17 protein-coding genes and 1 tRNA gene are annotated in these 22,325 nt (G+C 69.5%); 6 read left to right on the top strand and 12 right to left on the bottom strand.

Annotation, left to right across the window (positions count from 1 at the left end; genetic code table 11):
• Positions 1-81: 81 nt before the first annotated feature.
• Genes QQ657_RS27220 through QQ657_RS27235 form a run of 4 tightly spaced genes read left to right on the top strand, consistent with a single transcriptional unit; the run spans position 82 to position 3,584 of the window.
• Positions 82-612 (top strand): hypothetical protein, encoded by a 531-nt coding sequence (locus QQ657_RS27220; RefSeq protein WP_284745096.1) that lies wholly within the window; start codon positions 82-84, stop codon positions 610-612.
• Positions 612-2,168, top strand: a complete 1,557-nt coding sequence (locus QQ657_RS27225; RefSeq protein WP_284745097.1) for a DUF3631 domain-containing protein — start codon at positions 612-614, stop codon at positions 2,166-2,168. The genes QQ657_RS27220 and QQ657_RS27225 overlap by 1 nt, the downstream gene beginning before the upstream one ends.
• Entirely contained in the window at positions 2,165-2,395 is a 231-nt protein-coding gene (locus QQ657_RS27230) for a helix-turn-helix domain-containing protein (protein WP_233223602.1), read from the top strand. The genes QQ657_RS27225 and QQ657_RS27230 overlap by 4 nt, the downstream gene beginning before the upstream one ends.
• Positions 2,379-3,584 (top strand): site-specific integrase, encoded by a 1,206-nt coding sequence (locus tag QQ657_RS27235; RefSeq protein ID WP_284745098.1) that lies wholly within the window; start codon positions 2,379-2,381, stop codon positions 3,582-3,584. Before QQ657_RS27230 ends, QQ657_RS27235 begins: the two co-directional genes overlap by 17 nt.
• 81 nt (positions 3,585-3,665) lie before the next feature.
• Here QQ657_RS27235 and QQ657_RS27240 read toward each other — a convergent pair whose 3' ends face one another.
• From QQ657_RS27240 to QQ657_RS27250, 3 genes are all read right to left on the bottom strand, one after another.
• Positions 3,666-7,253, bottom strand: coding sequence for a tetratricopeptide repeat protein (locus tag QQ657_RS27240; RefSeq protein WP_284745099.1), 3,588 nt, complete (start codon positions 7,251-7,253; stop codon positions 3,666-3,668).
• Positions 7,254-7,284: 31 nt separating this feature from the next.
• Positions 7,285-7,614, bottom strand: coding sequence for a trypco2 family protein (locus QQ657_RS27245; protein ID WP_284745100.1), 330 nt, complete (start codon positions 7,612-7,614; stop codon positions 7,285-7,287).
• A gap of 196 nt (positions 7,615-7,810) precedes the next feature.
• Positions 7,811-7,884, bottom strand: a tRNA-Thr gene (locus QQ657_RS27250).
• Between the two features lie 133 nt (positions 7,885-8,017).
• Here QQ657_RS27250 and QQ657_RS27255 point away from each other — a divergent pair.
• Complete coding sequence (locus QQ657_RS27255) at positions 8,018-9,676, top strand: hypothetical protein (RefSeq protein ID WP_284745101.1); 1,659 nt, start codon at positions 8,018-8,020, stop codon at positions 9,674-9,676.
• Positions 9,677-9,744: 68 nt separating this feature from the next.
• On the opposite strand, the gene QQ657_RS27260 is transcribed toward QQ657_RS27255, so the two are convergent.
• The 7 genes from QQ657_RS27260 to topA form a co-directional block, all read right to left on the bottom strand.
• Positions 9,745-10,950: a DNA polymerase III subunit delta' gene (locus tag QQ657_RS27260; RefSeq protein ID WP_284745102.1), complete on the bottom strand. Its 1,206-nt coding sequence runs from the start codon at positions 10,948-10,950 to the stop codon at positions 9,745-9,747.
• Positions 10,947-13,118, bottom strand: a complete 2,172-nt coding sequence (locus QQ657_RS27265; RefSeq protein ID WP_284745103.1) for a bifunctional MFS transporter/dTMP kinase — start codon at positions 13,116-13,118, stop codon at positions 10,947-10,949. The genes QQ657_RS27260 and QQ657_RS27265 overlap by 4 nt, the downstream gene beginning before the upstream one ends.
• Positions 13,119-13,266: 148 nt before the next feature.
• On the bottom strand, positions 13,267-13,875 hold the full coding sequence (locus QQ657_RS27270; RefSeq protein WP_284745104.1) for a hypothetical protein: 609 nt from the start codon (positions 13,873-13,875) through the stop codon (positions 13,267-13,269).
• A gap of 494 nt (positions 13,876-14,369) precedes the next feature.
• Entirely contained in the window at positions 14,370-15,161 is a 792-nt protein-coding gene (locus QQ657_RS27275) for a hypothetical protein (protein WP_284745105.1), read from the bottom strand.
• A 188-nt stretch (positions 15,162-15,349) separates the two neighbouring features.
• Positions 15,350-16,141 (bottom strand): ESX secretion-associated protein EspG, encoded by a 792-nt coding sequence (locus QQ657_RS27280; protein WP_284745106.1) that lies wholly within the window; start codon positions 16,139-16,141, stop codon positions 15,350-15,352.
• Between the two features lie 86 nt (positions 16,142-16,227).
• Positions 16,228-16,836 carry a hypothetical protein gene (locus QQ657_RS27285; RefSeq protein ID WP_284745107.1) on the bottom strand — a complete coding sequence of 203 codons (609 nt, stop codon included), beginning with the start codon at positions 16,834-16,836 and terminating at the stop codon, positions 16,228-16,230.
• A 118-nt stretch (positions 16,837-16,954) separates the two neighbouring features.
• Positions 16,955-19,834 (bottom strand): type I DNA topoisomerase, encoded by a 2,880-nt coding sequence (gene topA / locus QQ657_RS27290; RefSeq protein WP_284745108.1) that lies wholly within the window; start codon positions 19,832-19,834, stop codon positions 16,955-16,957.
• Positions 19,835-20,141: 307 nt separating this feature from the next.
• On the opposite strand from topA, the gene QQ657_RS27295 reads away from it, so the two are divergent.
• Positions 20,142-20,948 carry a S1 family peptidase gene (locus tag QQ657_RS27295; protein WP_284745109.1) on the top strand — a complete coding sequence of 269 codons (807 nt, stop codon included), beginning with the start codon at positions 20,142-20,144 and terminating at the stop codon, positions 20,946-20,948.
• 18 nt (positions 20,949-20,966) lie between these two features.
• On the opposite strand, the gene QQ657_RS27300 is transcribed toward QQ657_RS27295, so the two are convergent.
• Both QQ657_RS27300 and QQ657_RS27305 read right to left on the bottom strand, forming a co-directional pair.
• Positions 20,967-21,620 (bottom strand): hypothetical protein, encoded by a 654-nt coding sequence (locus QQ657_RS27300; RefSeq protein WP_284745110.1) that lies wholly within the window; start codon positions 21,618-21,620, stop codon positions 20,967-20,969.
• 51 nt (positions 21,621-21,671) lie between these two features.
• Positions 21,672-22,259 (bottom strand): hypothetical protein, encoded by a 588-nt coding sequence (locus QQ657_RS27305; RefSeq protein ID WP_284745111.1) that lies wholly within the window; start codon positions 22,257-22,259, stop codon positions 21,672-21,674.
• Positions 22,260-22,325: the final 66 nt, after the last annotated feature.

The following is a 22,325-nucleotide window of genomic DNA, read 5'->3' on the forward strand; positions in this document are numbered from 1 at the left end:
CGCCGGTCGTACCGCGATCTCCGCGACCGCGACCGCCGCGACAACAGCCGCTGACGCGCAGCTCAACCGAAAGGCCACCCCATGAAGACCACATTGCTCGACCCCGAGCGTCAGTTCCTGAGCTGCGTGATGCAGGTCCGGCTGACCGGGGCCCGCCGATTGCTCGCCGGCATGCGCGCCGACGACTTCGGCTCGCCGATCGCCGCCCACATCCTCCAGCTGGTCATCGAGCTGACCGGCGCGGGCCACGCACCGACCCCGATGGCCGTGATGGATCACGCCCGCGAGCGGACGGCAACCGAACCGCGGTCCGGCGGCGCGCACCGCCTGCACAGCCTCGGCCTCTGGATCGTCGAGATCTACACCGACGGCCCGATCCTGCCGCCGCCGTACTACGGCGCCTGGCTGAAGGCCGTCGTGCTGAAGAACGCGTACCGCCGCGCTGTTCGGGAGCACGCGGCTCGCTTGGTGCAGACCGTCGAGGACGAATCGCCGACCGATGTCCTCCGCCACCAGCTCGACGACACCGAGCGGCTCGACGACCTGTGGCGGCGCTACCGCGAAGCCGGAGGCGACGACGAACCAACCGCACGCCTGGAGGTGGCCGCCTGATGTCCGGATTCGACGACACCTTGTCCGTGATCGACTTCGTGATTCCTGACGAGCCGGCACCGACCTGCCAGCAATGCGGCCGACCGCGCGGCGACTCGCCGTCCGGCGACTTCTGCTCGGAGAACTGCCAGCGCGTATGGCGCGGACGCCACACCGCGACGAAGCCGGCCGAGGACGGCGGCGCCCACCCGAGCGAGCTGCCCGAGGTCGCGCCAGTCATGCCGCTGACGTGGCTCGGACCGGCCCCGACTGGTGCCTTCGCGAAGCCGGGTCATGAGGTCCTCGATGCGGTCGTGACGTTCGTGTCGCGTTTCTCCGCCTTCGCCAACGAGCACGCCGCGCCGACGCTGGCACTCTGGTACGCCCACACCCACGTCGCCGAGCGGCTATACGTCACCCCGCGCCTGATCCTCGACTCGGCGGAACCGGGGAGCGGCAAGACGCGCGTGCTGGAAGTCGCACAGTACCTCGTCGCCAAGCCCGAGATGACGATCAGCATCACCCCGGCCGCGATCTTCCGCATGCTCGCCGACGGGCCGATGACCCTGCTGTTCGACGAGATCGACGCGGTCTTCAACCCCAAGACCGGCGGGAACAACGAGGACCTCCGCGCACTGCTCAACGCGGGCTACAAGCGCTCGGCGACCGTGACGCGGTGCGTCGGCGACGCCAAGAGCATGAACGTGACCCGCTTCCCGGTCTACGCACCGGTCGCGCTCGCCGGGATCGCCGGCGGCATGCCGGACACGATCACCACCCGGGCGATCACCGTGCACATGCGCAAGCGCCGGTTCGACGAAGTAGTCGAGGAGTTCATCGAAGAAGACGTCGAGCGCGAGTCGGCGCCGGTGCGCGCCGAGCTGGCGGAATGGGTCGGTCGCGTCGGCGACGAGGTGAGCCGCGCACGGCCGGAACGCCCGGACGGCGTGCGCGACCGTGCTGCGGAGATCTGGCGTCCGCTGCTCGCGATCGCGGACGCGGCCGGCGGGCACTGGCCGGAGACCGCTCGTCGGGCGTGCCGTCACTTCGTGCTCGAAGTGACCGCGCAACCGGCCTCGATCGGCGTGCGGCTGCTGGCGGACATCCGGCAGATCTTCACGGTCGAGAACACCGACCGGATGGTCACCGCCGAGCTGATCCGCGAACTACACGCCATCGAAGACGGCCCCTGGACCGACGTCCAGGGCAAGCCGCTCGACAGTCGCCGGCTGGCGAAGGAGCTCGACCGCTACCTGGTCCGGCCGAAAGACCTCAAGGTCAGCGGCAAGACCCTCAAGGGCTACCGGATCGACGGCGACGGTGGCCTGGCCGACGCCTGGAGCCGCTACCTCCCGCCGCCCGAAACGGGCGCGACCTCCGCGACCAACGCGACCCCGCAGGTGACCGCCACATCCGGCGCCGCGGACACGCCGGGCTCGTCCGCGACCTCCGCAACCCGAGTCGCGGACGGTCGCGGCACCCAACAGCCGCTCGCACCCGTGCTGACCAGCCCGGTCGCGGACGTCGCGGACGTCGCGGCCGCCAAGCCGGATCACGACCACGAGGGGGATCGATGAACGCCGTACCCATGCCGGTCGCCGTGCCTGAACGGCACCTCTACCGGATCACCGAAGCCATGCGCCTGCTGTCGATGAGCCGCTCGGTCATCTACGAACAGCTCCGCTCGGGACGCCTGCGCTCGGTCAAGCAGGGACGCGCCCGGCTCGTGCCGGCCGTTGCGATCCAGCAGTACGTCGAGTTGCTTATGAAGGAAGCGGAGGTCGGCTATGGCGAGTCGGCGTAGTCGTGGAGACGGCGGGCTCTACTGGTCGGAGAGTCGTCAGCGCTGGATCGCCGAGCTGACGACCGGCTACCGGCCGAACGGGAAGCGGATCGTCCGTAAGGCGAGCGGCAAGACCAAAACCGAAGCCAAGGACAAGCTAAAGGAGCTGATTCGCGACGTCGAGGAAGGCGCGGCCAACGCGTCGACCGGCTACACGGTCGAGCAGGCGGTGAACGACTGGCTGGTGAACTACGAACGCGGCGAGCGGGACCCCAGCACCGTGAAAGCCGTCCGGTCCTTGGTCAACAACCACATCGTGCCTGCGATCGGTGCTCGCCCACTGGTAAAGCTCGAAGTCGACGACGTCGAAGACTGGCTGGCGGACAAGGCTGAAGTGCTGGTGACCTCGACCTTGCGCAACCTGCGCTCGATCCTCCGACGAGCGATCAACCGCGCTCAGGTGCGCAAGCGGGTCCGGTACAACGTGGTGCTGCTGTGCGATGAGTTGCCAGCCGGCAAGGGAGCCGGGCGGCCATCGAAGGCGCTCACGCTCTCTCAGGCGGAAGCGGTGCTCACGGCCGCAGAGTCGTCACCGATGCGGGCCTACATTGTGGTATCACTGCTGACCGGCGCGCGGACCGAGGAGATGCGCCCCCTCACGTGGGACCACGTTGACCTCGTGGGCAAGCCGGAAGTGACGCCGGCGATCCCGCCAAACGTGAAGGTGTGGCGTTCGGTTCGTGCCCGCGGTGAGACGAAGACGAAGAAGTCCCGGCGCACAATGGCACTGCCTGAGCGAGCCGTCAAGGCGCTGGAGGCGCACCGAGTGGCCCAGCAGGCGGTAAAGACGGTCGCGGGCGACGACTGGCGTGAACACGGGCTCGTGTTCGCAACCAACGTAGGCACCGAGCGGGACGTGAACAACGTCCGACGAGACTTCCGCCGGGTAATCAAGGCAGCTGGGCTCAACCCGACACAGTGGACGCCCCGGGAACTGCGGCACAGCTTCGTGTCGATCCTCTCGGACGGCGGTATGCCGATCGAGGAGATCTCGCGGCTGGTCGGGCATAGCAGCACCGCCGTGACGGAGCTGGTCTACCGAAAGCAGATCCGGCCGGTGGTCGAGTCCGGCGCGACTGCAATGGACCGGCTTTTCCCTGTAACGGGTAAGCCTCCGGAACTTTTGCCGCCCACCGACCAGGCGTCTTAGCCACCTCACGAGAAGAGTCATGCCCCGCCCGAGGTATCTCGGGTGGGGCATGACCTGCGGACCGCCCGTGGAATCGTGTACTTAAGGCCCAGTGTCCGTCTCTTCGTAGGGCGCGGTGGCTTGTTCATTAGTCAGCCACGCCAGAATACGGCGCGACTGATCAAGTTTGCTGAGATATGTGGCCGGTTGCTGTTCGGCCAGCCGGCCGCGGGTCTCGATAGCCTCCCTAATCGCCACCAACCCCTCCTCCCGCCGCCCCAGATCCCCCAGACGGATCGCGAGGTTACTCAGGCTGGTGGCCAGATCAGGCAGGAACACATCCGGACGCTGCCCAGCCAGCCGACGGCGGATCGCGACTGCCTCCGTGATAGCCGCCAACCCCTCCTCCCACCGCCCCAACCCCCCAAGACAGACCGCAAGGTTATTCAAACTCGTGGCCAGATCGGGAATGAACGCATCCGGGCGCTGTTTGGCCAACTCACGGTAGATCTCGACAGCCTCTGTGACAGCCGCCAACCCCTGCTCTCGCAGCTCCAGACTCATCAGACGGATCGCGAGGTTGTTCAGGCTCGTGGCAAGGTCGGGAAGGAACGCATCCGGACGCTGCTCGGCCAACTCACGGTAGACCGTGACAGCCTCTGTGACAGCCGCCAACCCCTCCTCTTCCCGTCCCAGATCCCCCAGACTGATCGCAAGGTTATTCAGGCTCATAGCGAGGTCGGGAAGGAACGCATCCGGACGCTGCCCAGCCAGCCGACGGCGGATCTCGACAGCCTCCGTGACAGCCGCCAACCCCTCCTCCCACCGCCCCAACCCCCCAAGACAGACCGCAAGGTTATTCAAACTCGCGGCCAGATGGGACAGGAACGCATCCGGACGCTGCCCAGCCAGCCGACGGCGGATCTCGACAGCCTCCGTGATAGCCGCCAACCCCTCCTCCCGCCGCCCAAGACTCATCAGACGATTCGCCAGGTTATTCAAACTCGTAGCGACATCGGGCACGAATGCATCCGGACTCTCCCCAGCCAGCCGACGGTAGACCGTGACAGCCTCCATGGCAGCTGCCAACCCCTCCTCCCGCCGCCCCAGACCTCCCAGACGATTTGCGAGGTTATTTAGGCTCGTGGCCAGATCAGGCAGGAACGCGTCCGGACTCTCCCCAGCCAGCCGACGGCGGATCTCGACAGCCTCCGTGATAGCCGCCAACCCCTCCTCCCGCCGCCCCAGATTCCCCAGACGGATCGCGAGGTTGTTCAGGCTCGTGGCCAGATTAGGCAGGAACGCGTCCGGACTCTCCCCAGCCAGCCGACGGCGGATCTCGACAGCCTCCATGGCAGCCGCCAACCCCTCCTCCCGCCGCCCCAGATCCCCCAGACAGATCGCGAGGTTGTTCAGGCCAATGGCCAGATCAGGCAGGAACGCGTCCGGACTCTCCCCAGCCAGCCGACGGCGGATCTCGACAGCCTCCGTGATAGCCGCCAATCCCTCCTCTTCCCGTCCTAGACTCGCTAGGCAGATTGCGAGGTTATTCAGACTTAGAGCGAGGCGCGAGCCATCCTGGCCAGGGTCCTCGGCGAGGGACTGCCGCCGACGGTCGACCAGTAATTGGCCGATCTTTGCTGCGGCTTCGCTGTGAACCTGACTCTGCAAGGGGAACGCATCCTGCACGCGTTCCAGCAGCGCCGTATCCACCATGCCGGCGGCAGCGATCTGTTCGATCGCCCGTACAAGCGGCAATGGCGCCTCGACTCGGGTCGCTACGTCGACCGCGGCCACTGCGAGTGTGCCGGCCTGCTCGACACACCACCGTGTCACCCAGTCGCCAACCCCCGGGCCAAGCACGGCGTGTGCGGCCGCTCGTATGCACACGGTCAGCAGCCGCACAGCCTCGTCGTTACTGGCCTGAGGTGCCAGTTGACGCACAACGCACGTGCGCCCAGCTTGCAGGATCGAACGACCGACCAGCCTCTCGGCCAGCCGGTCCGGCACCAGCCCTTCGAAGGCGCCATCATCACCGGCGGGATACACGCTCATCAGCCACGCCCGAACCGCCTCCCGCCGATCCGTTGACTGGTCGGCCATCCCCGGCACGCGCGCGACCACCGCGCCGAGGTCCTCGGCGGTAGCCGGCCCGAGCACCGCAGCCGTGATCACGACATCGGTCAACGTCGCTAGGGTCAACCCCGGCAACAGCCCTTGGGCGGTCGCGGTGGACTTCCAGTACCCGCGTTCGTGCGCCAGTACGCGATCTTCTGGGCCCGATAAGGGTGGCGCCACCACGACGTCGACTGCGCACGTGCCAGAGGCCGCCGCGTCCAGCAGATCGGCCAGCGCGCTCATCTGAACCGCCAGCACCGTCGAGGCGGTACTGGTCGGCTCGGGCAACGCTGCTGCGACCGCAGCCCACGGCCGATCGGACAGCCCCGGTACGGCACACAACGCAGTCGCGAACGCGGATACCGCCGCACGGTACGTCAGATCGCGACCCTGCGGCGTCGCATCCAATACCGGCAGCGACCGGGGCCAGGTCAAGTCTGCGATGTCGCGAACCATGTCGCCGCCGGTCGCAGCCAGCTCGTCCCACCACGCACCCGCGTTCCGAGTGAGTAACAGCACCTTCACGGCCACGGTCGAACCGGTCCGTGCAAGGACGGTGAACAGGGCTGCGACCTGGTCGGCGCGATTCTCCGCATAGTCGACGACCACCAGCGTCGCCGACGACACCGCTGCCAGCACCCCCATGCTCGCGGCGTCGGCCGCAGGGTCCAGCCATACCGTCGCCCAAGCCTGCTCCCCGTGGTGCAGCCGGGTGGCGAACTCATGCGCCAGCCGAGTCTTGCCCTGACCGCCCGGACCGTGCAGCAACCACACCCCCACGCCCGACTGCGCCGCCCAGGCATGCAGTTCAACCAGAAGGTCTTCTCGGCCGCGGAACGGCACCACCGCACGGTGCGCCGTCAACAACGCCGCAGGCGAGCGGATCGGCTCGCCTGGTGTCACATGACTTCTGGAGTCGGACAAAGACTGGAGTTCGATCGCCTCGCATCGCAGCGCGTCCTCACTCGCGTACTCGGTCACCACTTCGGCGAATGTCGTGTCGTTGAGCAGGACGTAGGCAGGCACCGCTTCCAATGCCGCATGTTGCCGTCCGGCGGGGTCGACCGCGACCACGCCGGCGAGCAGATCACCGCAGAATACCGCCGCACCGGACATGCCCGCCCATGGCGAATCACCCTCGGGCGGGAACGAGTCCAAGTTCAGCTCATACAGGTCAGCGACAAGCCTGCTGCCCGGATTGAGCGTGCCCGTTACCTGGCCGATGTCAGGTGCACGGCCTTCGCGTTGCACGAGCTGCGGCAGACCCCACGTCTGGCAGGCGGTACCCGGTTGGTGAGTGACGGTGCGTCCCCACGCCAAGGGGACGTCAGGCAAAGGAGTCCACGTCGGGTCGTCGATGAGCACGAGCGCGGCGTCGTCACGGCCCTCCGGAGTCCCGCACCACACCGGTCGGGCTGTGAAGTTGCCGGAACGGCCGGGCCGGAACACTGTTAAGGACGCCTGCGTGTTGATGATGACGTGTGCCGAAGTCAGCACGAGCCGCGGGGCGATGACATAGCCCGACCCTCGACCCCCGGGGCCGTTCACAGCTACAACCCGCTCCCGCTCCACTGCGAGCGTCCCTCCCTCTGATCAGCGGGTGTTACCGGCCGATATGTCCAGTCACGTCACCAGGTCCGTCCCCGCTGGGAGCCTTGTTCGACACGATCATGTCTCCGCCGCCGGGCGCGCGCGGAGTCAACGTCACGGTGACCTTGTGCTTTGTCGTGCGAGAGGCGCCAGCTTCAGCGTCAGTTGACACCACCCAGGCCTTGAACCCCGTCTTGACCTTTGCGTCCATGCGCAGTTCGACAGCGAATTCCAACTCGATCGGCCCCACCGCGAACTCGACCTCAGCGGTCGTGGCGCGATCGGCGGCGTCCAGCAACTCATCCCGCAGGGCGGCGACTGCGTCCCCCAACTCAATGTCCATGACCACAGAGTCGTTCAACCGCTGCAGCGTGCTACACCCCTCCTGGTGCCGGACGCGATCGACAAGCTTTCCCCGCGACGGGTGAACCTCCGGAACTTTCTTCACCCATCGACCAAGCGTCTTAGTCACCCACTTAGTCACCCACCGGACGAAGCAGGCCCCATCCGAGGTGTCTCGGATGGGGCCTGACCTGCGGAGCCGCCTAGGGGAATCGAACCCCTGACCTATTCATTACGAGTGAATCGCTCTGGCCGACTGAGCTAAGGCGGCATGTCTCCGGCTCGCGCTGGCGACGGGGACAAGTGTAGCGGAGGCTGTCACCGTCACTTTCCGGGGGGACTGTCGTTAGGGCCCTATGACGTCGGTCTCATCCCCCGATCGACCTATCTGGAGGCTCTGGCACATGCGGCGAAGACTGCCCCGTTCGGCGGCGCTGCCGGCGGCTGCGGCGTTGCTCCTGCTCAGCGCGGCGCCGGCGAACGCCGATCCGACCTATCCGACTACGCCGATTCCGCAGCCGGCCAGTTCCGGGCAGGCGCCCATTTCGGCGCCGATCGGGCCGCAGCCGCTGGGGCAGGCCGTCGGGGATGCCGGGACCGCGCTCGGCATCATCCGGCTGCTGCCGAATGCCGTCACGACGAGCACGATCCTGCCCGGGTTCGGGGAGACGCTGCCGAAGCAGTCCGCGCTCGAGGCCGGGATGGGCCTCTCGAGCGCGTCGGCGAACTCCGATGCCTACCTGAGCTACGAGAAGGCCGTCGCGCAGGCGTCGCCGTTCGGGCTGTCGGTCGGCGGGAACGCGCCGCAGACGCCGGGCAGTGTCGTGCAGACCGCCTTGCCGGACAACCCGCAGCCGATCAGCGGTGGGCTGAACGCGCCGCCGAACCCGCTGCTGAACATCGGCCTGCTGAACGGGAGCGCGCACGCGCGGTGGAGCCCGACGCTCGGGCCGTGCGTCGACACCATCGCGGACGCGAGCACGTCGGTGGCGAGCCTGTCGCTGCTGAACGTCATCCCGTCGATGCCGAACCTGGGCCTCGACAAGCTCGCCCTGGACCCGAGCACGCTCGCGAAGGGCTTCGACCTGACCAAGGGCCTGCAGAGCCTCGGCGGGCTGCTGCAGGGCGGCGGCCAGACGGCGGCTAACGGCACCGGCTCGCTGCTGAGCCTGCCGAACACGCTCTCGTCGCGTTCGCAGGTGAAGCTGGTCGACGTCCCGGGCTCGAAGAACAAGGCCGTGCAGTCGACGTCGACGCTGCAGGCCGCGGACATCGAGATCCTCAAGGGGACGCCGCTGGCGCTGAGCATCAAGGTGGCCAGCCAGCCGACGCTGAAGGTGACCTCCACCGGCGACGCGAAGACGTCCAAAGTGGACTACACCGCGCCGGTGCTGACCATCGAGGCGGCCGGCAAGACGCTGTACACGCTGGACGCGGCGCACCCGACCAAGGACATCCCGATCGGGCTGCCGCTGACCGGGCTGAGCGACCAGTTCGGGCAGCTCAACGACATCCCGGTGGTCGGTGGCCTGGTTTCGACGCTCACCAAGGGCATCCAGCAGGTCGGCAACACCGCGGGGACCGTGCTGGACCTCGGTGTCCTGCGGCTGAGCATCGCCGGGCTGGACCAGAAGTCAGCGCAGATGACGACGCCGTTCAAGGGCTTCCAGCTGGGTGCGTCGGCGCGGCTGTTCGACCTGCAGCTGCTGCCCACGACCAAGCTGAAGAGCCTGCTGCCCGCCGACCAGGCGAAGAACCTGCCGTCGTCGCTGGCGCAGCTGTCGCTCGGCGAGCAGGTCGCGCGGGCTTACGCGCCGACCGGCGGCGTGATCTGCGGGACGACGTCGACGCCGCCCGCGGGTGGTCAGGCACCGAAGGGGCCGGTGAAGAACCTCGCCTACACCGGCGGCGCGTACGACACGGTGCCGCTGTTCTGGACGGGCACCGCGATGCTGCTGCTCGGCGCGGTCATGGTGGCCGCGATGCCGGGCACGCGACGTCGTCCGCTGGCCGTGGCGGTCGAGGAGAAGCCGTTCAAGCCGTCACCGCGCCCGCGCGAGTGACCTGAGGCAGCCCCGGGGGCAGTGAAGAACCCGTCAGGAGCTTCGGCTCCTGACGGGTTTCTTTGCGCTCAGCCCTGGCGAAGCGTCGTGACCATCGCCTCGACGGCGATGCGCGGCTTGACGTTCAGGTCGATCGCCTCGCGGCATTCCAGCACCGCTTCGAGACGGCGAAGCGTCGATTCCGGCGTCCACGCCGAAGCCGCTTCGGCGATCTGGTCGGCGTGGTCGGGGTGGTTCAGCGTCGCGCCGGAGCGGGTCGTCGTCACCAGGACGTCGCGGTAGAAGCCGGCGAGGTCGATCAGCGAGAGGTCGAGCGTGTCGCGCTGGGTGCGCGTCGCGCGGGACTTCTGCTTCTTCTCTAGCTGCTTCACCGCTGCTTCGGCGGCCCGCTTCGCTCCGGCGACGCCCTTGCCGACGCCGTCGCCGCCCATCGCCGTGCGCAGTTCGTTGCGCTCGTCCTCGTCGCGGCCCTTGCTCGCCTCGCCCGCGTCGGCCTCCGCCGCGCTGATCAGCTGGTCGGCGCAGGTGAACACGTCACCGGGCCGGCGCAGGCCCGTCGGGATGCGCAGCACGGTGGCACGGCGCTGCCGCGCGGCCTCGTCGGTGGCGAGCCGCCGCGCGCGGCCGACGTGGCCGCCGCACACCGAAGCCGCCCACTGCGCGCGCTCCGGGTCGACGTGGTCGCGGCGCACCAGGACGTCCGCGATCGCCTCGGGCGGCGGCGTCCGCAGCGTCACCAGGCGGCAACGCGAACGGATCGTCACCGAGACGTCGTCGGGGTGGTCCGACGGCGCGCAGAGCAGGAAGACCGTACGCTCCGGCGGCTCTTCGACGGCCTTCAGCAGCGCGTTCGACGCGCCTTCGGTGAGCCGGTCGGCGTCCTCGATGACGACGACTTGCCAGTGGCCGGTCGTCGGGCGACGCGCGGCCGCCTGCACCAGGGCACGCATCTCAGCGACCGAGATGGACAGGCCTTCCGGGACCACGAGCCGGACGTCGGCGTGGGTGCCCGCCATCACCGTGTGGCAGCCCGGGCAGGCGTCGCAGCCGGTTCCGGTGCTGCACTGCAGGGCGGCGGCGAACGTCCGCGCGGCCACCGACCGGCCGGACCCGGGCGGGCCGGTGAGCAGCCAGGCGTGCGTCATCGCGCCGGGCGGCGCGGGCTCACCGGCGACGATCTTCGCGGCGGCCGCCGCGGCCGAGCTCAGCGTTTCGACCGCGGGCTCCTGGCCGACCAGCTGGTTCCAGACGCCGATGCGTTCGGTCGTCGTCACTTCGCCTCCACGCGAGGCTCTTCCGGTGCCTCGACGGGCAGAGGGTCGTCGATGTCGAGCGGCAGGGTCGACGGCCGGTCCGTCGCCGGGCCGTCGATGGTCGCCGGGTTTCCGTTCGTCGGCGCGTCGGCCATCGGGGCCAGTGCGGACAACCGGCCGACGAACACGGCGCGCAGCGCGGTGCGGATGCGCATGGCGACCTCGGTGTCGGTGCCGTCGGCGTCGATCACGACGTACCGTTCCGGGTCGGCCGCGGCCATCTCGGTGAGCAGGTGCTGAACGCGCCACTGGTCGTTCATCGCGGTCGACCGGTCGCGCGGCGCGGCGTGCGGGGCGGAGTCCAGCAGGACGGTCAGATCCGGCCGCAGCCGCCCGGTCGCCCAGTCGGCGAGGCCTTCGAGCTCGTCGCTGTCCAAGCCGGCGACGGCCGAGAGGTGCGCCAGCGGCGAGTCGACGAACCGTTCCATCACCACGACCGAACCGGCGTCGAGCGCCGGCTGCACGTGCCGCTCGACGATGTCGGCCCGCACCGCCGCGGCGGCCAGCGCCTGGGCCCGCGCGCCGGTCAGCGAAGCGCCGGAGACGAGCGCGGTGAGCCGCTTGTCGTCGAGCGCCGGATCGGCGGCGACCACGACGGGCCGGGTGCCGCCGCGCATCCAGTCGGCCAGGTTGACGGCCTGGATCGCGGTGTTGATCGCGGTGGTGCCTTCGACGGCGATGAGGAAGCCGTTGACGCGCCTCGGTGTGCGGCGCAGGGCGTTGCGCAGGTCGGACAGGATCGGCTCGGTGCGCTTGTCGTCCATCTGCCGGTAGGCGAAGAAGCCGGCGATCAGGGCGAGCGCGGCGCCGACGAGCATGATCGGCCGGGTGCCGTCGATCGTGACCGGGCTGCCCCAGACGTTGATGGTGTGCGGCGCCACGACACCGACCAGGACCGGGACGGTGACCGTGGTGCCGAACAGGACGAGCTTCATCATCAGCTGGTAGATCGCGTTGATCCGGCCCCGGATGGCGTCTTCGACGCGGGAGCCGATGATCGTGACGCCGGTGAGGAACGCCGTCCCGGCCCAGAACCCCACCAGGACCACGGTGATCAGCGAGACCGACAGGTGTGGCGACAACGCGACCAGCGCGAGAGAGAGCCCGGCCGCGATGATGGAGACGCCGAACAGCCGGTCGTGCGGGAGCCGCCGGGAAAGCTTGGGCGCGAAGGCCATCCCGGAGGCCAGGCCGAGGAAGATGGCCAGCACCAGGAGGCTGAACGCCGAGTCACCGGCCAGCAGGCTCGAGGAGTAGGGCTTGGCGGAGCCGATCACCGCACCGCCCGCGGCGAACGCGCCGAACGCGCCCACCAGCAGGCCGCGCACGAGCGGCGTGCTGCGGATGAACCGGAAGCCGTCGGCGATCATCGCGCCGATGCCGAGCTTCTCCTCGTCGGCCTGCTTGACCTTCTGCTCCGGCAGCGCGTGGACGTTGCGCAGCGAAAGCTCGGGGATCCGGGTGGCGATGAGGATCGCGCTGGCCAGGTAGAGCAGGCCGGTGATGATGACGACCAGCTTCGCGATGCTGAGGCTCGCGCTCTCGCCGGGGAAGAGGTGGAAGGTCGTGTTGACGCCGGTGATGATCGCGTTCGCGCCGGCCGCGGTGATGACGGCGAGGCCGTAGGTCATCACCATGCCGAGCTGGTTGGCCGTCTCGACCTGGTCGGGCCGACGGAGCAAGTTCGGGACCGCCGCTTCCTTGGACGGGATCCACATGCTCGCCGCGCTGCCGACCAGGAAGTTGCCGACGAGCAACCACCAGGGCGCGCTGATGAGGGCGATGGACAGCAGGAAACCGCAACGCAGCAGGTCGGCGACCACCATGACCTTGCGGCGGTCGAACCGGTCCGCGAGCAGCCCGCCGACCGGGGCGAACAACAGCCCCGGTGCCAGGCCGGTCAGCACGACGCCGACGAACGCGAAGTTCTGGGCGAAGTAGTTGTTCGTCAGCTTCGTGGCCAGGCCGGTGAGGGCGAGGATGTTCAGCCAGTCGGCCACGCTGCACAGGTACGTGACGCCCCAGAGGCGCCGGAACGGTTTGATCGCCAGTACCCGCCGGACCCGGCTGATCGTGGACGCCTCGGCGCCCGACGACCCACCCGGGTCGGCCCCGGGTACCGCTCGCACGCCCTCGCTGATACGCCCACCCCACTAGTCACCGCGGTGCCGGACGCCCTCGTGAGGTCGCCCGACCGTGAAGCCAGGGTAGCCCGATCGGACCTTGCCTCGCGGACGGCCCCGAGGTGCCGGTGGGGTGGGGAACAGCGAGCGAAAGCTAGTCGAACAGTCCGGTCACGCTGCTGACCAGGCTGGACACCAGCTCGATGGCGACGAAACCGAACACGATCAGCAACGCCACGGCGAGCATGACTCCGGCCGCGCTCGACGACGGCCGGTTGAGGGCCGGCATCGACATCGACGGCAGCCGCCGCCGCTTGACGGGCACCACTTCGAGGTCTTCGTCGAAGTCGTCCTCGACGGGTGCCTGCTGCCGCACGGGCCGCTTCAGCATCGGCGGCCGGCTCGGCCACGTACGCCGCCGGTTCCGCTGGCGCGGAAGGAGCCCCATGGGCGGAGCCGGGGCTTCGCCGACGTTGCTCGTGGTGCCGGCCGGCGGGATCGCCGCCGGGGTGCCGGAGTTCTCCTCCCGGAGGGTCTCCTCGACCATCCGACGCACGGCTTCCTCGTCGTGCTGCACGGGCCCGGCCACCGGGAAGGCGGCGGGCTCGTGGCCATTGGCGACCGCGGTGCGTGGCTCGGGCGCCGCCGTGACGAGTCCCGAGACCGGGTCGGCGAACATTTCGCCGGGGGCTTCGGACAATGTGCCGTCGCGCTGAGTGAGCTCGGGGGCATTGAAGAAGGGAGCCTCACCGTTCGCGCTCATGGTGACCACCTCACTACTGAATGTCCTCGCCTTTCCAGGGTAGCGACGATGGCGGATAACGCATCCGCCCAATGGCTCTGTCTGTAATGGAGGGTCGGTCACGCAGCGCAAGCCCGTGCCCGAACCCCCTGCAGTGTCCAGCCCGCCGGTGGTCCGGTCGACCGCCAATGGTGACGGATCGTAGTGAGTCGGGTCACAGGGGTCGTCGGGCGGGGTTGGCCAGGGGCCGGCCTCCGGTGACCAGTTTGCCGGTTCGCGATCGGGTCGGGGACGGGTTTGCCTGGAGGCGCCAAGGAGGCCGGATGCGCCGGTTGGCGGGTCCGCGGCGGCTGGTTGGAGCATCGGTGCCGGCGAGGGTGGTGACTGAGCGTTTCGAGCGCGACGACCGCCGGCGCGCCTGCCCGAGGGGCTCGGACCCACGGGCGGCATCCTCCGCGACCGCGCCACCGGCCGGCGGTCTGGTCAGCGAGACCCACGCCTCCGCGCTTCTCTTCTCAGGGCGTCTCCTCCTGTCCCAGGTCGACCATCTTTCGGCACCAATCGCGGAGCATGCCGCGGCTGAAGGGGCTCAAGACCAGCTGGCGGCGGCCGTCGCCGCGGTCGAGCGCGGCCAGGGCGAAGCGGCCCAGGTCCGTGTCCACCAGGACGAACCCGTGGTCCGGGAACTCCGCGCACAAGCCGCCGAAGGCCAGCATGTCCAGCACCGCCGTGCCCGAGCGTGGGCGGCCCAGCAGCTCCCGCATCGCGCCCACGTCGGCGTCCTGGCCGTCGTGGACCAGGCCGTCGTCGTCCACCGACAGCCAGATCGCGCGGGGCGAAGCGCCGAACGGGGCCTCCGGCAGCTCCGCCACCAACATCTCCGGCAGCTCCTCGAAGTCGGCCAGGTGGATCGCCGTACGGCCGGGCAGCGAGCCCATCATGAAGGCCCGTTCGCCGTCCGCGTAGCAGCGGATGTCCGCCGTCTCCGGGCCTTCGTCGAACACGCCGCACAATGCCGCCCGGACCGAACCGCGCAGCATCAGCGACACCACCTCGAAGCCGACCTCGTTGAGCTCGCCGTCCACGCCGAACGGGGTGCCGTCGATCCAGGCGGCCCACGCCGTGTGCCGCTCGACCTCCGCCACCAGGTCGGCGGGGTCGTCGGAGACCGGTCCGTGCACCAGGATGTCGTGGTCGCTGACCTCCGGGTTGTAGAGCCGGTCGACCGGCTCGCGGTCCGGCATCGCCGCCAGCACCGGGCCTGCGGCCAGTTCGAGCAGCTCACGGGCCGCCGTGCGTTCAGCCATGGCTTCGCACCGCCCCTCCGGGCCTCCGCCCGGCCTCACCCTCGCCAGCCGTCGGGCTCCGCGGGATCGGCACATCACTGATCAGCTCTGCCGCCGCGAGGATTGCCTCGCGGACCGTCAGGTCCCTCGGGGCTGCCTCAACCACGCGGTCCACTCCCTCACCGTCCGTCGTTCGCACCGCCGCGTGCTCAGGCATGGCTCTGCACCGCCTCGACGATCCACTGCTCAGCCGTGCTCCGCGAGGCTGGACCCCACGTGACCGTCCAGCGCCCGGTCCGGCCGACCGCGGCGCTGAACTGGTAGCGGCCCAGGTCGTTGTCCACCAGCCCGAACGCGCCGTGCGGGTACTCGGCCAGGATCGCGTTGCGCACCGCGAGGTCGACCAGCACCGTGCCCAGCCGCGGCCGGGCCGCGCACTCGCGGATCAGCTCGACCGCCCGCTCGCACCGGCGCGGGATCAGCCCGCCCTCGTCGGTTTCGATGCGCACCTGCTGCCCGGGGCCCGGCGGCCGGTCGGGCAGGCCGTCGAACACCCAGCCCGGCAGCTCACTCAGGAAGCCCGACCGCAGGCGCGCGCGGTTGCCCAGCTTGTGCAGCACCGTCGTGTAGTCCTCGTCGCCGAAGAACCGCACCTCCCACGGCTCCCGCCGGGCCGGGAAGACGCCCGTGACGACGCCGCGGATGAAGCCACCCCGCAGCGCCCGGTACAGCCCGACGGCTTCCGGCGTGACCTCGCCACCCGGGGCGAGGCCGATCGCGGCCATCCCGGCGACGAACCGGGTGTACTGCTCCACCTCGTCGGCGAGAGTGCGCGCGGGCGAGGAGCGACGGCCCGGCAGCGGTTCGGTGTCCACCAGCACCGGCGGGATCTCGAACTCGGGGTCGTAGAACTCCATCACCGAGGGCCGCTCCGGCACCTCGGCCGACAGCGGGGCGATGACCTCGTCGATGACGTCGAAGACGGCGACTGAAGTGTTCACCCCTAGATTGAACACCCTGGCACCGACAATTTCTCGCACATATGTTCGACTGGGTGACATCGTTCGGTGAGCGGTCGGCGAGCGGCTCAGGCATGCTCCGGCACCCGCCCTTCGACGAACTCCGCGAGCCTCTCCACACTGCCGGGCAGCCACCAGAACCGGCGGTGACCGCCCCGGCGTCTGCCCAGCGCCGCGAGGTGCCGGCCACGGTCGTCGTCGACGAACGCCAGCATCTCCCAAGGCCCCCGCGCGCCGTCGCGCGCGATGTCGAACTGGACGGTGCCGAGCCGCGGTCGGCACAGGTCGTCCATCAGGTCGAAGATCAGGCACTCCTGCTCGGGCTCGAGCACTCCGCGCTCGTCGGCGTCGAGGTACAGCCCCTCGCCCGGCGCCGGCGGATGCGGTGGCAGCCGCGTCAGCGCCAGGGTGAGGAGCTCCGCGACCGAATCCGGCGAAGGCCCGGACAGGCGCACCCCCTCGCCGGCGACGCCGAACCGCGTCCGGTCGTCGAAGAACGCCGATGTCCACGGCTCGCCGAACACCGCGACGGCCACGCCGCAGACGCCGCCGCTGCCCGCGAAACCCGGGAGCGATTCGATCAGGTCCGCGGCCGTGGAACTGCCGGCGACGGCGGGCCGGACCGGCTTGAGGATCTTGGTGGTCACCGTGTGCACGGTGCGTGGTGTTGTGGTCACGCGTTCATGAAACCCGGGACCACCGACAATTTCCCGAACATCCGTTCGAGGTGTCACCCGAAAGTGTGGCCGGGCGCCAGAAAGGCCCCCGGCGTACCGGGGGCCTTTCCGAGCGGTCTTACTTGGCCTTCGTCGCGGTCGAGCTGCGCTTCGTCGTGGTGGACTTCGCAGCCGCGGCCTTCGACGTCTTGCTCGTGCCCGCCTTGACCGTCTTCGCCGTCGTCGAAGCCGGCTTGCGCGCCGGCGCCTTCCGCTTCGGCGCCGGACCCTTCGCCCGCTTCTCCGCCAGCAGCTCGGACGCCCGCTCAGCCGTCAGCGACTCGATTTCGTCGCCCTTCCGCAGCGTCGCGTTGTACTCGCCGTCGGTCACGTACGGGCCGAACCGGCCTTCCTTGACGACCATCGGCTTCTTCGACGCCGGGTCCTCGCCGAGTTCCTTGAGCGGCGGCTTCGCCGTGGCGGAACGCCCACGCTGCTTCGGCTCGGCGTAGATCTTCAGCGCCTCTTCGACCGTGATCGAGAACAACTGGTCCTCGGTCGAGAGCGAACGCGAGTCCGTGCCCTTCTTCAGGTACGGCCCGTAGCGCCCGTTCTGCGCGGTGATCTCGTCGCCGGACTCCGGGTCCTTGCCGACCACGCGCGGCAGCGAAAGCAGCTTCAGCGCCTCTTCGAGCGTGATGGTCTCGGTGTCCATCGACTTGAACAGCGATCCCGTACGCGGCTTCGGCGCCTTCGCCTTGGCGGCCTTCTTCTGCGCCGCCGTGGCGTCCTCGGGAATCTCGATCTCCGGCAGCAGTTCGGTGACGTACGGACCGAAGCGGCCTTCCTTCGCGACGATCGGGTTCCCGCTCACCGGGTCGGTGCCCAGCGTGCGGCCCTCCTGCGGGGTCGCGAACAGCTTCTCCGCGATCTCCTGCGAGAGCTCGTCCGGCGGCAGGTCCTCGGGCAGGTTCGCGCGCTGCGACTCGCCGTCGACCTCACGCTCGAGGTACGGCCCGTAGCGGCCGACGCGGACCACGACGGTGTGCCCGTCGGCGTCGCTGAACAGCGGGATCGAGTTGATCTCCCGCGCGTCGATGTCCTCGACACTGCCTTCGACCAGCTTCTTCAGCCCGCCCAGGCGGCCGATCGAGCCGTCGACGCCCATGTCACCGCCGAAGTAGAACTTCGACAGCCATTGCGCGCGCTGCTCGTCGCCGTTGGCGATGCGGTCGAGCTCGTCCTCCATGCCGGCCGTGAAGTCGTAGTCGACCAGCCGCTCGAAGTGCCGCTCCAGCAGACCGATCACGGCGAACGCGACCCACGACGGGACGAGCGCGGAGCCCTTCTTCCAGACGTAGCCGCGATCCTGGATGGTCTTGATGATCGACGCGTACGTCGACGGGCGGCCGATGCCCAGCTCTTCCAGCTTGCTGACCAGGCTCGGCTCCGAGTAGCGAGCCGGCGGGGACGTCGTGTGCCCGTCCGGGTTCAGCTCGGTCGCGGTGAGGGCCTGGTCCTTCTCGAGCACCGGCAGGCGGCTCTGCTTGTCGTCGGCATCGCCACCGGTCTCGGTGTCGACCGCCTCGACGTACGCCTTCAGGAAGCCCGCGAAGGTGATCGTGCGGCCCGAAGCGGCGAAGGTGCACTCCTCGCCCGAAGTCGCGTTGCCGACGATGCGCACGGACATCGTGGTGCCCTTGGCGTCCGCCATCTGCGACGCGATCGTGCGCTGCCAGATCATTTCGTAGAGGCGGTACTCGTCGGTGTCCAGCTCGCTCGCGACCTGGCCCGGCGTGCGGAAGACCTCGCCCGAGGGACGGATCGCCTCGTGCGCCTCCTGCGCGTTCTTGACCTTGCGCGTGTACTGACGCGGCGACGGCGAGACGTACTCCTTGCCGTACAGCTGCGTGGCCTGGCTGCGTGCCGCCGAGATCGCCGACTCCGACAGGGTCGTCGAGTCGGTACGCATATAAGTGATGTAACCGTTCTCGTACAGCTTCTGCGCGATCCGCATGGTGCGCTCCGAGGTGAACCGCATCTTGCGGCCCGCCTCCTGCTGCAGCGTCGAGGTCATGAACGGCGCGTAAGGCTTCCGCGTGTACGGCTTTTCCTCGACGCTCGAGACCTTGAAGTCACGCTGCTTGAGCGCGTCGGCCAGGCGCCGCGCGTCGGCCTCGGCCAGCACGCGGATCTCGTTGTTCGAGGACTTGAGCTGCCCGTCCGAGCCGAAGTCGCGGCCGGTGGCCAGGCGCGCGCCGTCGACGGCGACGAGCCGGGCCGCGAAGTTCCGCGGCGAGGCCTCTTCACCGGCGTCCATCGTCGCCGAGATGTCCCAGTACGACGCCGAGGTGAAGCGCATCCGCTCGCGTTCGCGCTCGACGACGATCCGGGTCGCCACCGACTGCACGCGGCCCGCCGAGAGCTTCGGCATGACCTTCTTCCACAGCACCGGCGAGACCTCGTAGCCGTAGAGGCGGTCGAGGATGCGGCGGGTCTCCTGGGCGTCGACGAGGTCGGCGTCCAGCTCACGAGTGGAGTCGGCGGCCGCGAGGATCGCCTGCTCGGTGACCTCGTGGAAGACCATCCGGCGGACCGGGACCTTCGGCTTCAGCGTCTCGAGCAGGTGCCACGCGATGGCTTCGCCCTCGCGGTCGGGGTCCGTCGCGAGGTAGAGCTCGTCGACGTCCTTGAGCAGGCTCTTGAGCTCGGTGACCTTGGACTTCTTGTCCGGGGTGACGACGTAGAGGGCCTTGAAGCCGTTGTCGACGTCGACGCCGAGGCGTGCCCAGGACTCACCCTTGTACTGGGCGGGCACGTCGGCGGCACCGCGCGGCAGGTCGCGGATGTGCCCGACGGAGGACTCGACGACGTAACCGCCGCCGAGGTAGGGCGCGATCTTGCGGGCCTTCGTCGGGGACTCGACGATCACCAGCCGCCGGTGCCCGGCGCCGTTGTCCGCCGAGGCTCCGTTCTTCTTGGTCCGTGCTCCTGCCACGCTGTCCTGCTCTCCGCTCATCTCGTCCCACCGCCGCGGGACTGCACTGCGCCCCGTCCCTCTGGGGGTCCGGGCCCGTGTCTCGACCTGCCAGTGTGCACGCTGTTCCGGCCCGGACGGCGCGGAGGTGGCCCAACACGCCGCCGGTCCTGTGCCCAGCGCATCGCCGCTGACCTCGACGATGTTTCCCCAACGTACCTGCCACGTGATTTCGGCCACGTCCCGCGCAGCCTAGCGCGTGACCGTGTGGATACCCTCCGTTCGACGGTGGTGGGCGCGGGGACGTGACCGCTTCACTGAATTCCCCGCTCAGCCGAAAGGATCCGCCATGACCCGACGCCTCCTCGGCGCCCTGCTCACCGCCGCGACCGCCACAGTATTACTGGGGACCACTCCGGCGAGTGCGGCCGCGGCGAACTTCGCCGGCACGGTAGCCCTGTCCAACTGCTCGGGTTCGGTGGTCAAGCCCGCCGCGACACCCGACACCGCCCCCGCGCTCGTCATGTCCAACGGGCACTGCCTCGAGACCGGCTTCCCCGGTCCCGGCCAGGTCATCACCAACCGGACCTCCAGCCGGACGTTCACGCTGCTCAACGCGAGCGGCGGCAGCGCGGGCACGCTCCGGGCCAAGAAGATCGTCTACGGGACGATGACCGACACCGACGTGTCGCTCTACCAGCTCACCACCACCTACGCGCAGATCAAGTCGAGCTACGGCATCTCGCCGCTCGAACTGTCGAACGCGCACCCGGCCGCCGGCGTCGCGATCGACGTCGTCTCGGGCTACTGGAAGCGGATCTACTCCTGCAACATCGACGGCTTCGTCTACCGGTTGAAGGAGGGCAGCTGGACCTGGAAGGACTCGATCCGCTACACGTCCGCCTGCCAGACCATCGGCGGCACGTCGGGCTCGCCGATCGTCTCCGGCGGCAAGGTCGTCGGCGTGAACAACACCGGCAACGAGGACGGCCAGCGCTGCACGGAGAACAACCCGTGCGAGGTCGACGAGGCCGGCAACGTGACGGTGCACCACCTGACCAACTACGGCCAGGAGACCTACGGCATTCCGGCCTGCCTCACCGCGGCCAACGAAATCGCCCTCACCCAGGCCGGCTGCACCCTGCCCCGGCCCTGATGCTGCTCTCGCACCCGGTCAGGCCGTGCTCGTCACGGCCTCCGGGTGCGAGACCGGTTGCGGTGGCGCCGCGCCTGGCCACGCCGCTTCGGCGCCCGGCGGCGGTTCCCCGATCAGTTCCAGCAGCGCCTCCAAGCGGCGTTTCCCGGTGACCTTGACGGCCGGGACCTCGACCTTCGGGCCGGTCAGCTTCGCCGCGACGCCCAGCGGCGTCAGCGCCTCGACCAGCCGCTCGTGCATGCCGGGCGCCAGCGGGTCGACGCCCAGCAGGTAACCCTGCGTGCCGGGGCGGCCGCCGGCCAGTGCCCACATCCGCAGCATCGCCCCGCTCAGCCGGAAACCGTCCGGCACCGCCTTGCCCGAGTCGTCCTCGACCGGCCCTGCGCAGCCCTCACGCAGCCACCGCAGCGCGAGCGGGAGCAGGTCGACCCGGAAGGACGTCCGGACCTGCGGGTTGCCGCAGTCGGCCTTCGAGACCTGGGCGTCCGCGCCGCGGCAGCGGAACTCGCGCGCCAGGATGTGTGCCCGCCACGGCTCCTCGACGACCACCGACAGCCGCGCAGCCGTGCGCCCGAAGCCGGTGATCTGGCCGTGGCAACACAACAGCCCGGCCAGGTCACCCAGACCCGGCCCGCTGGCCTCGGCGGAAAAGAGGGAGATCGTCCGATCCACCGCGCCATACTAGAACACAAGTTCGATTCTACGCGAGAGTCACGCCGATCTTCACCGGGGCGGTTGATCCAGCTGACGGCAGGCGGGAGCACGCTGCTCCGCCGCTTCCAGGGCCGGGACGTCCTTCAGGCCCTTGAGGTAATCGAGCGCGTCGATGCGGTCGAGCGTGGCCTTGGCCTCGCCGAGAGCCTCCTTGGTCGCCGCCGCGTCGCCGCGGACGGCGTCGATGCGCTGACGCGCGCTCTCGGCCTGTTCGCGGATGTCGGCGAACTGCCCGATGACGTCCTCGCGGCCACCGTCCGCCGACGGCACCGGCGGCGCGCCGAGCGAGGTGAGCCCGGCGAGGCTCTGGTCGAGCCCGCCGACCACCGAGGAGAGCAGGTCACTGGAGGTCCGAGAGGCCTGCTGCGGCGTGCTCGGGTCGACGGTGGGCAGCGCCGCCAGGGTGCGGACCAGGTGCGTCACCGCGCCGCAGTAGGCGTCCGCCCATCTCGCCGCCGGATCGGCCTGCGGCACCACGGTCGTCACCGACAGACCCTGGTCCCGCGCCGGCGCCTGCGTGGCTTGCTGCCCGCAGCCGGCGAGGCCGATGGTGATCGTCGTGGTTAGGGCGGCGAAGACGGTTGACCGCGGCCGCACCTGAACACCTCCTGCTCGACGACGTCCCGGAGAGCCCGACGGTACCGACTCGGTGCCGCTTCGCAA

The organism is Amycolatopsis ponsaeliensis, assembly GCF_030182635.1.
In the GTDB taxonomy this organism is placed as follows: Bacteria; Actinomycetota; Actinomycetes; order Mycobacteriales; family Pseudonocardiaceae; genus Amycolatopsis; species Amycolatopsis ponsaeliensis.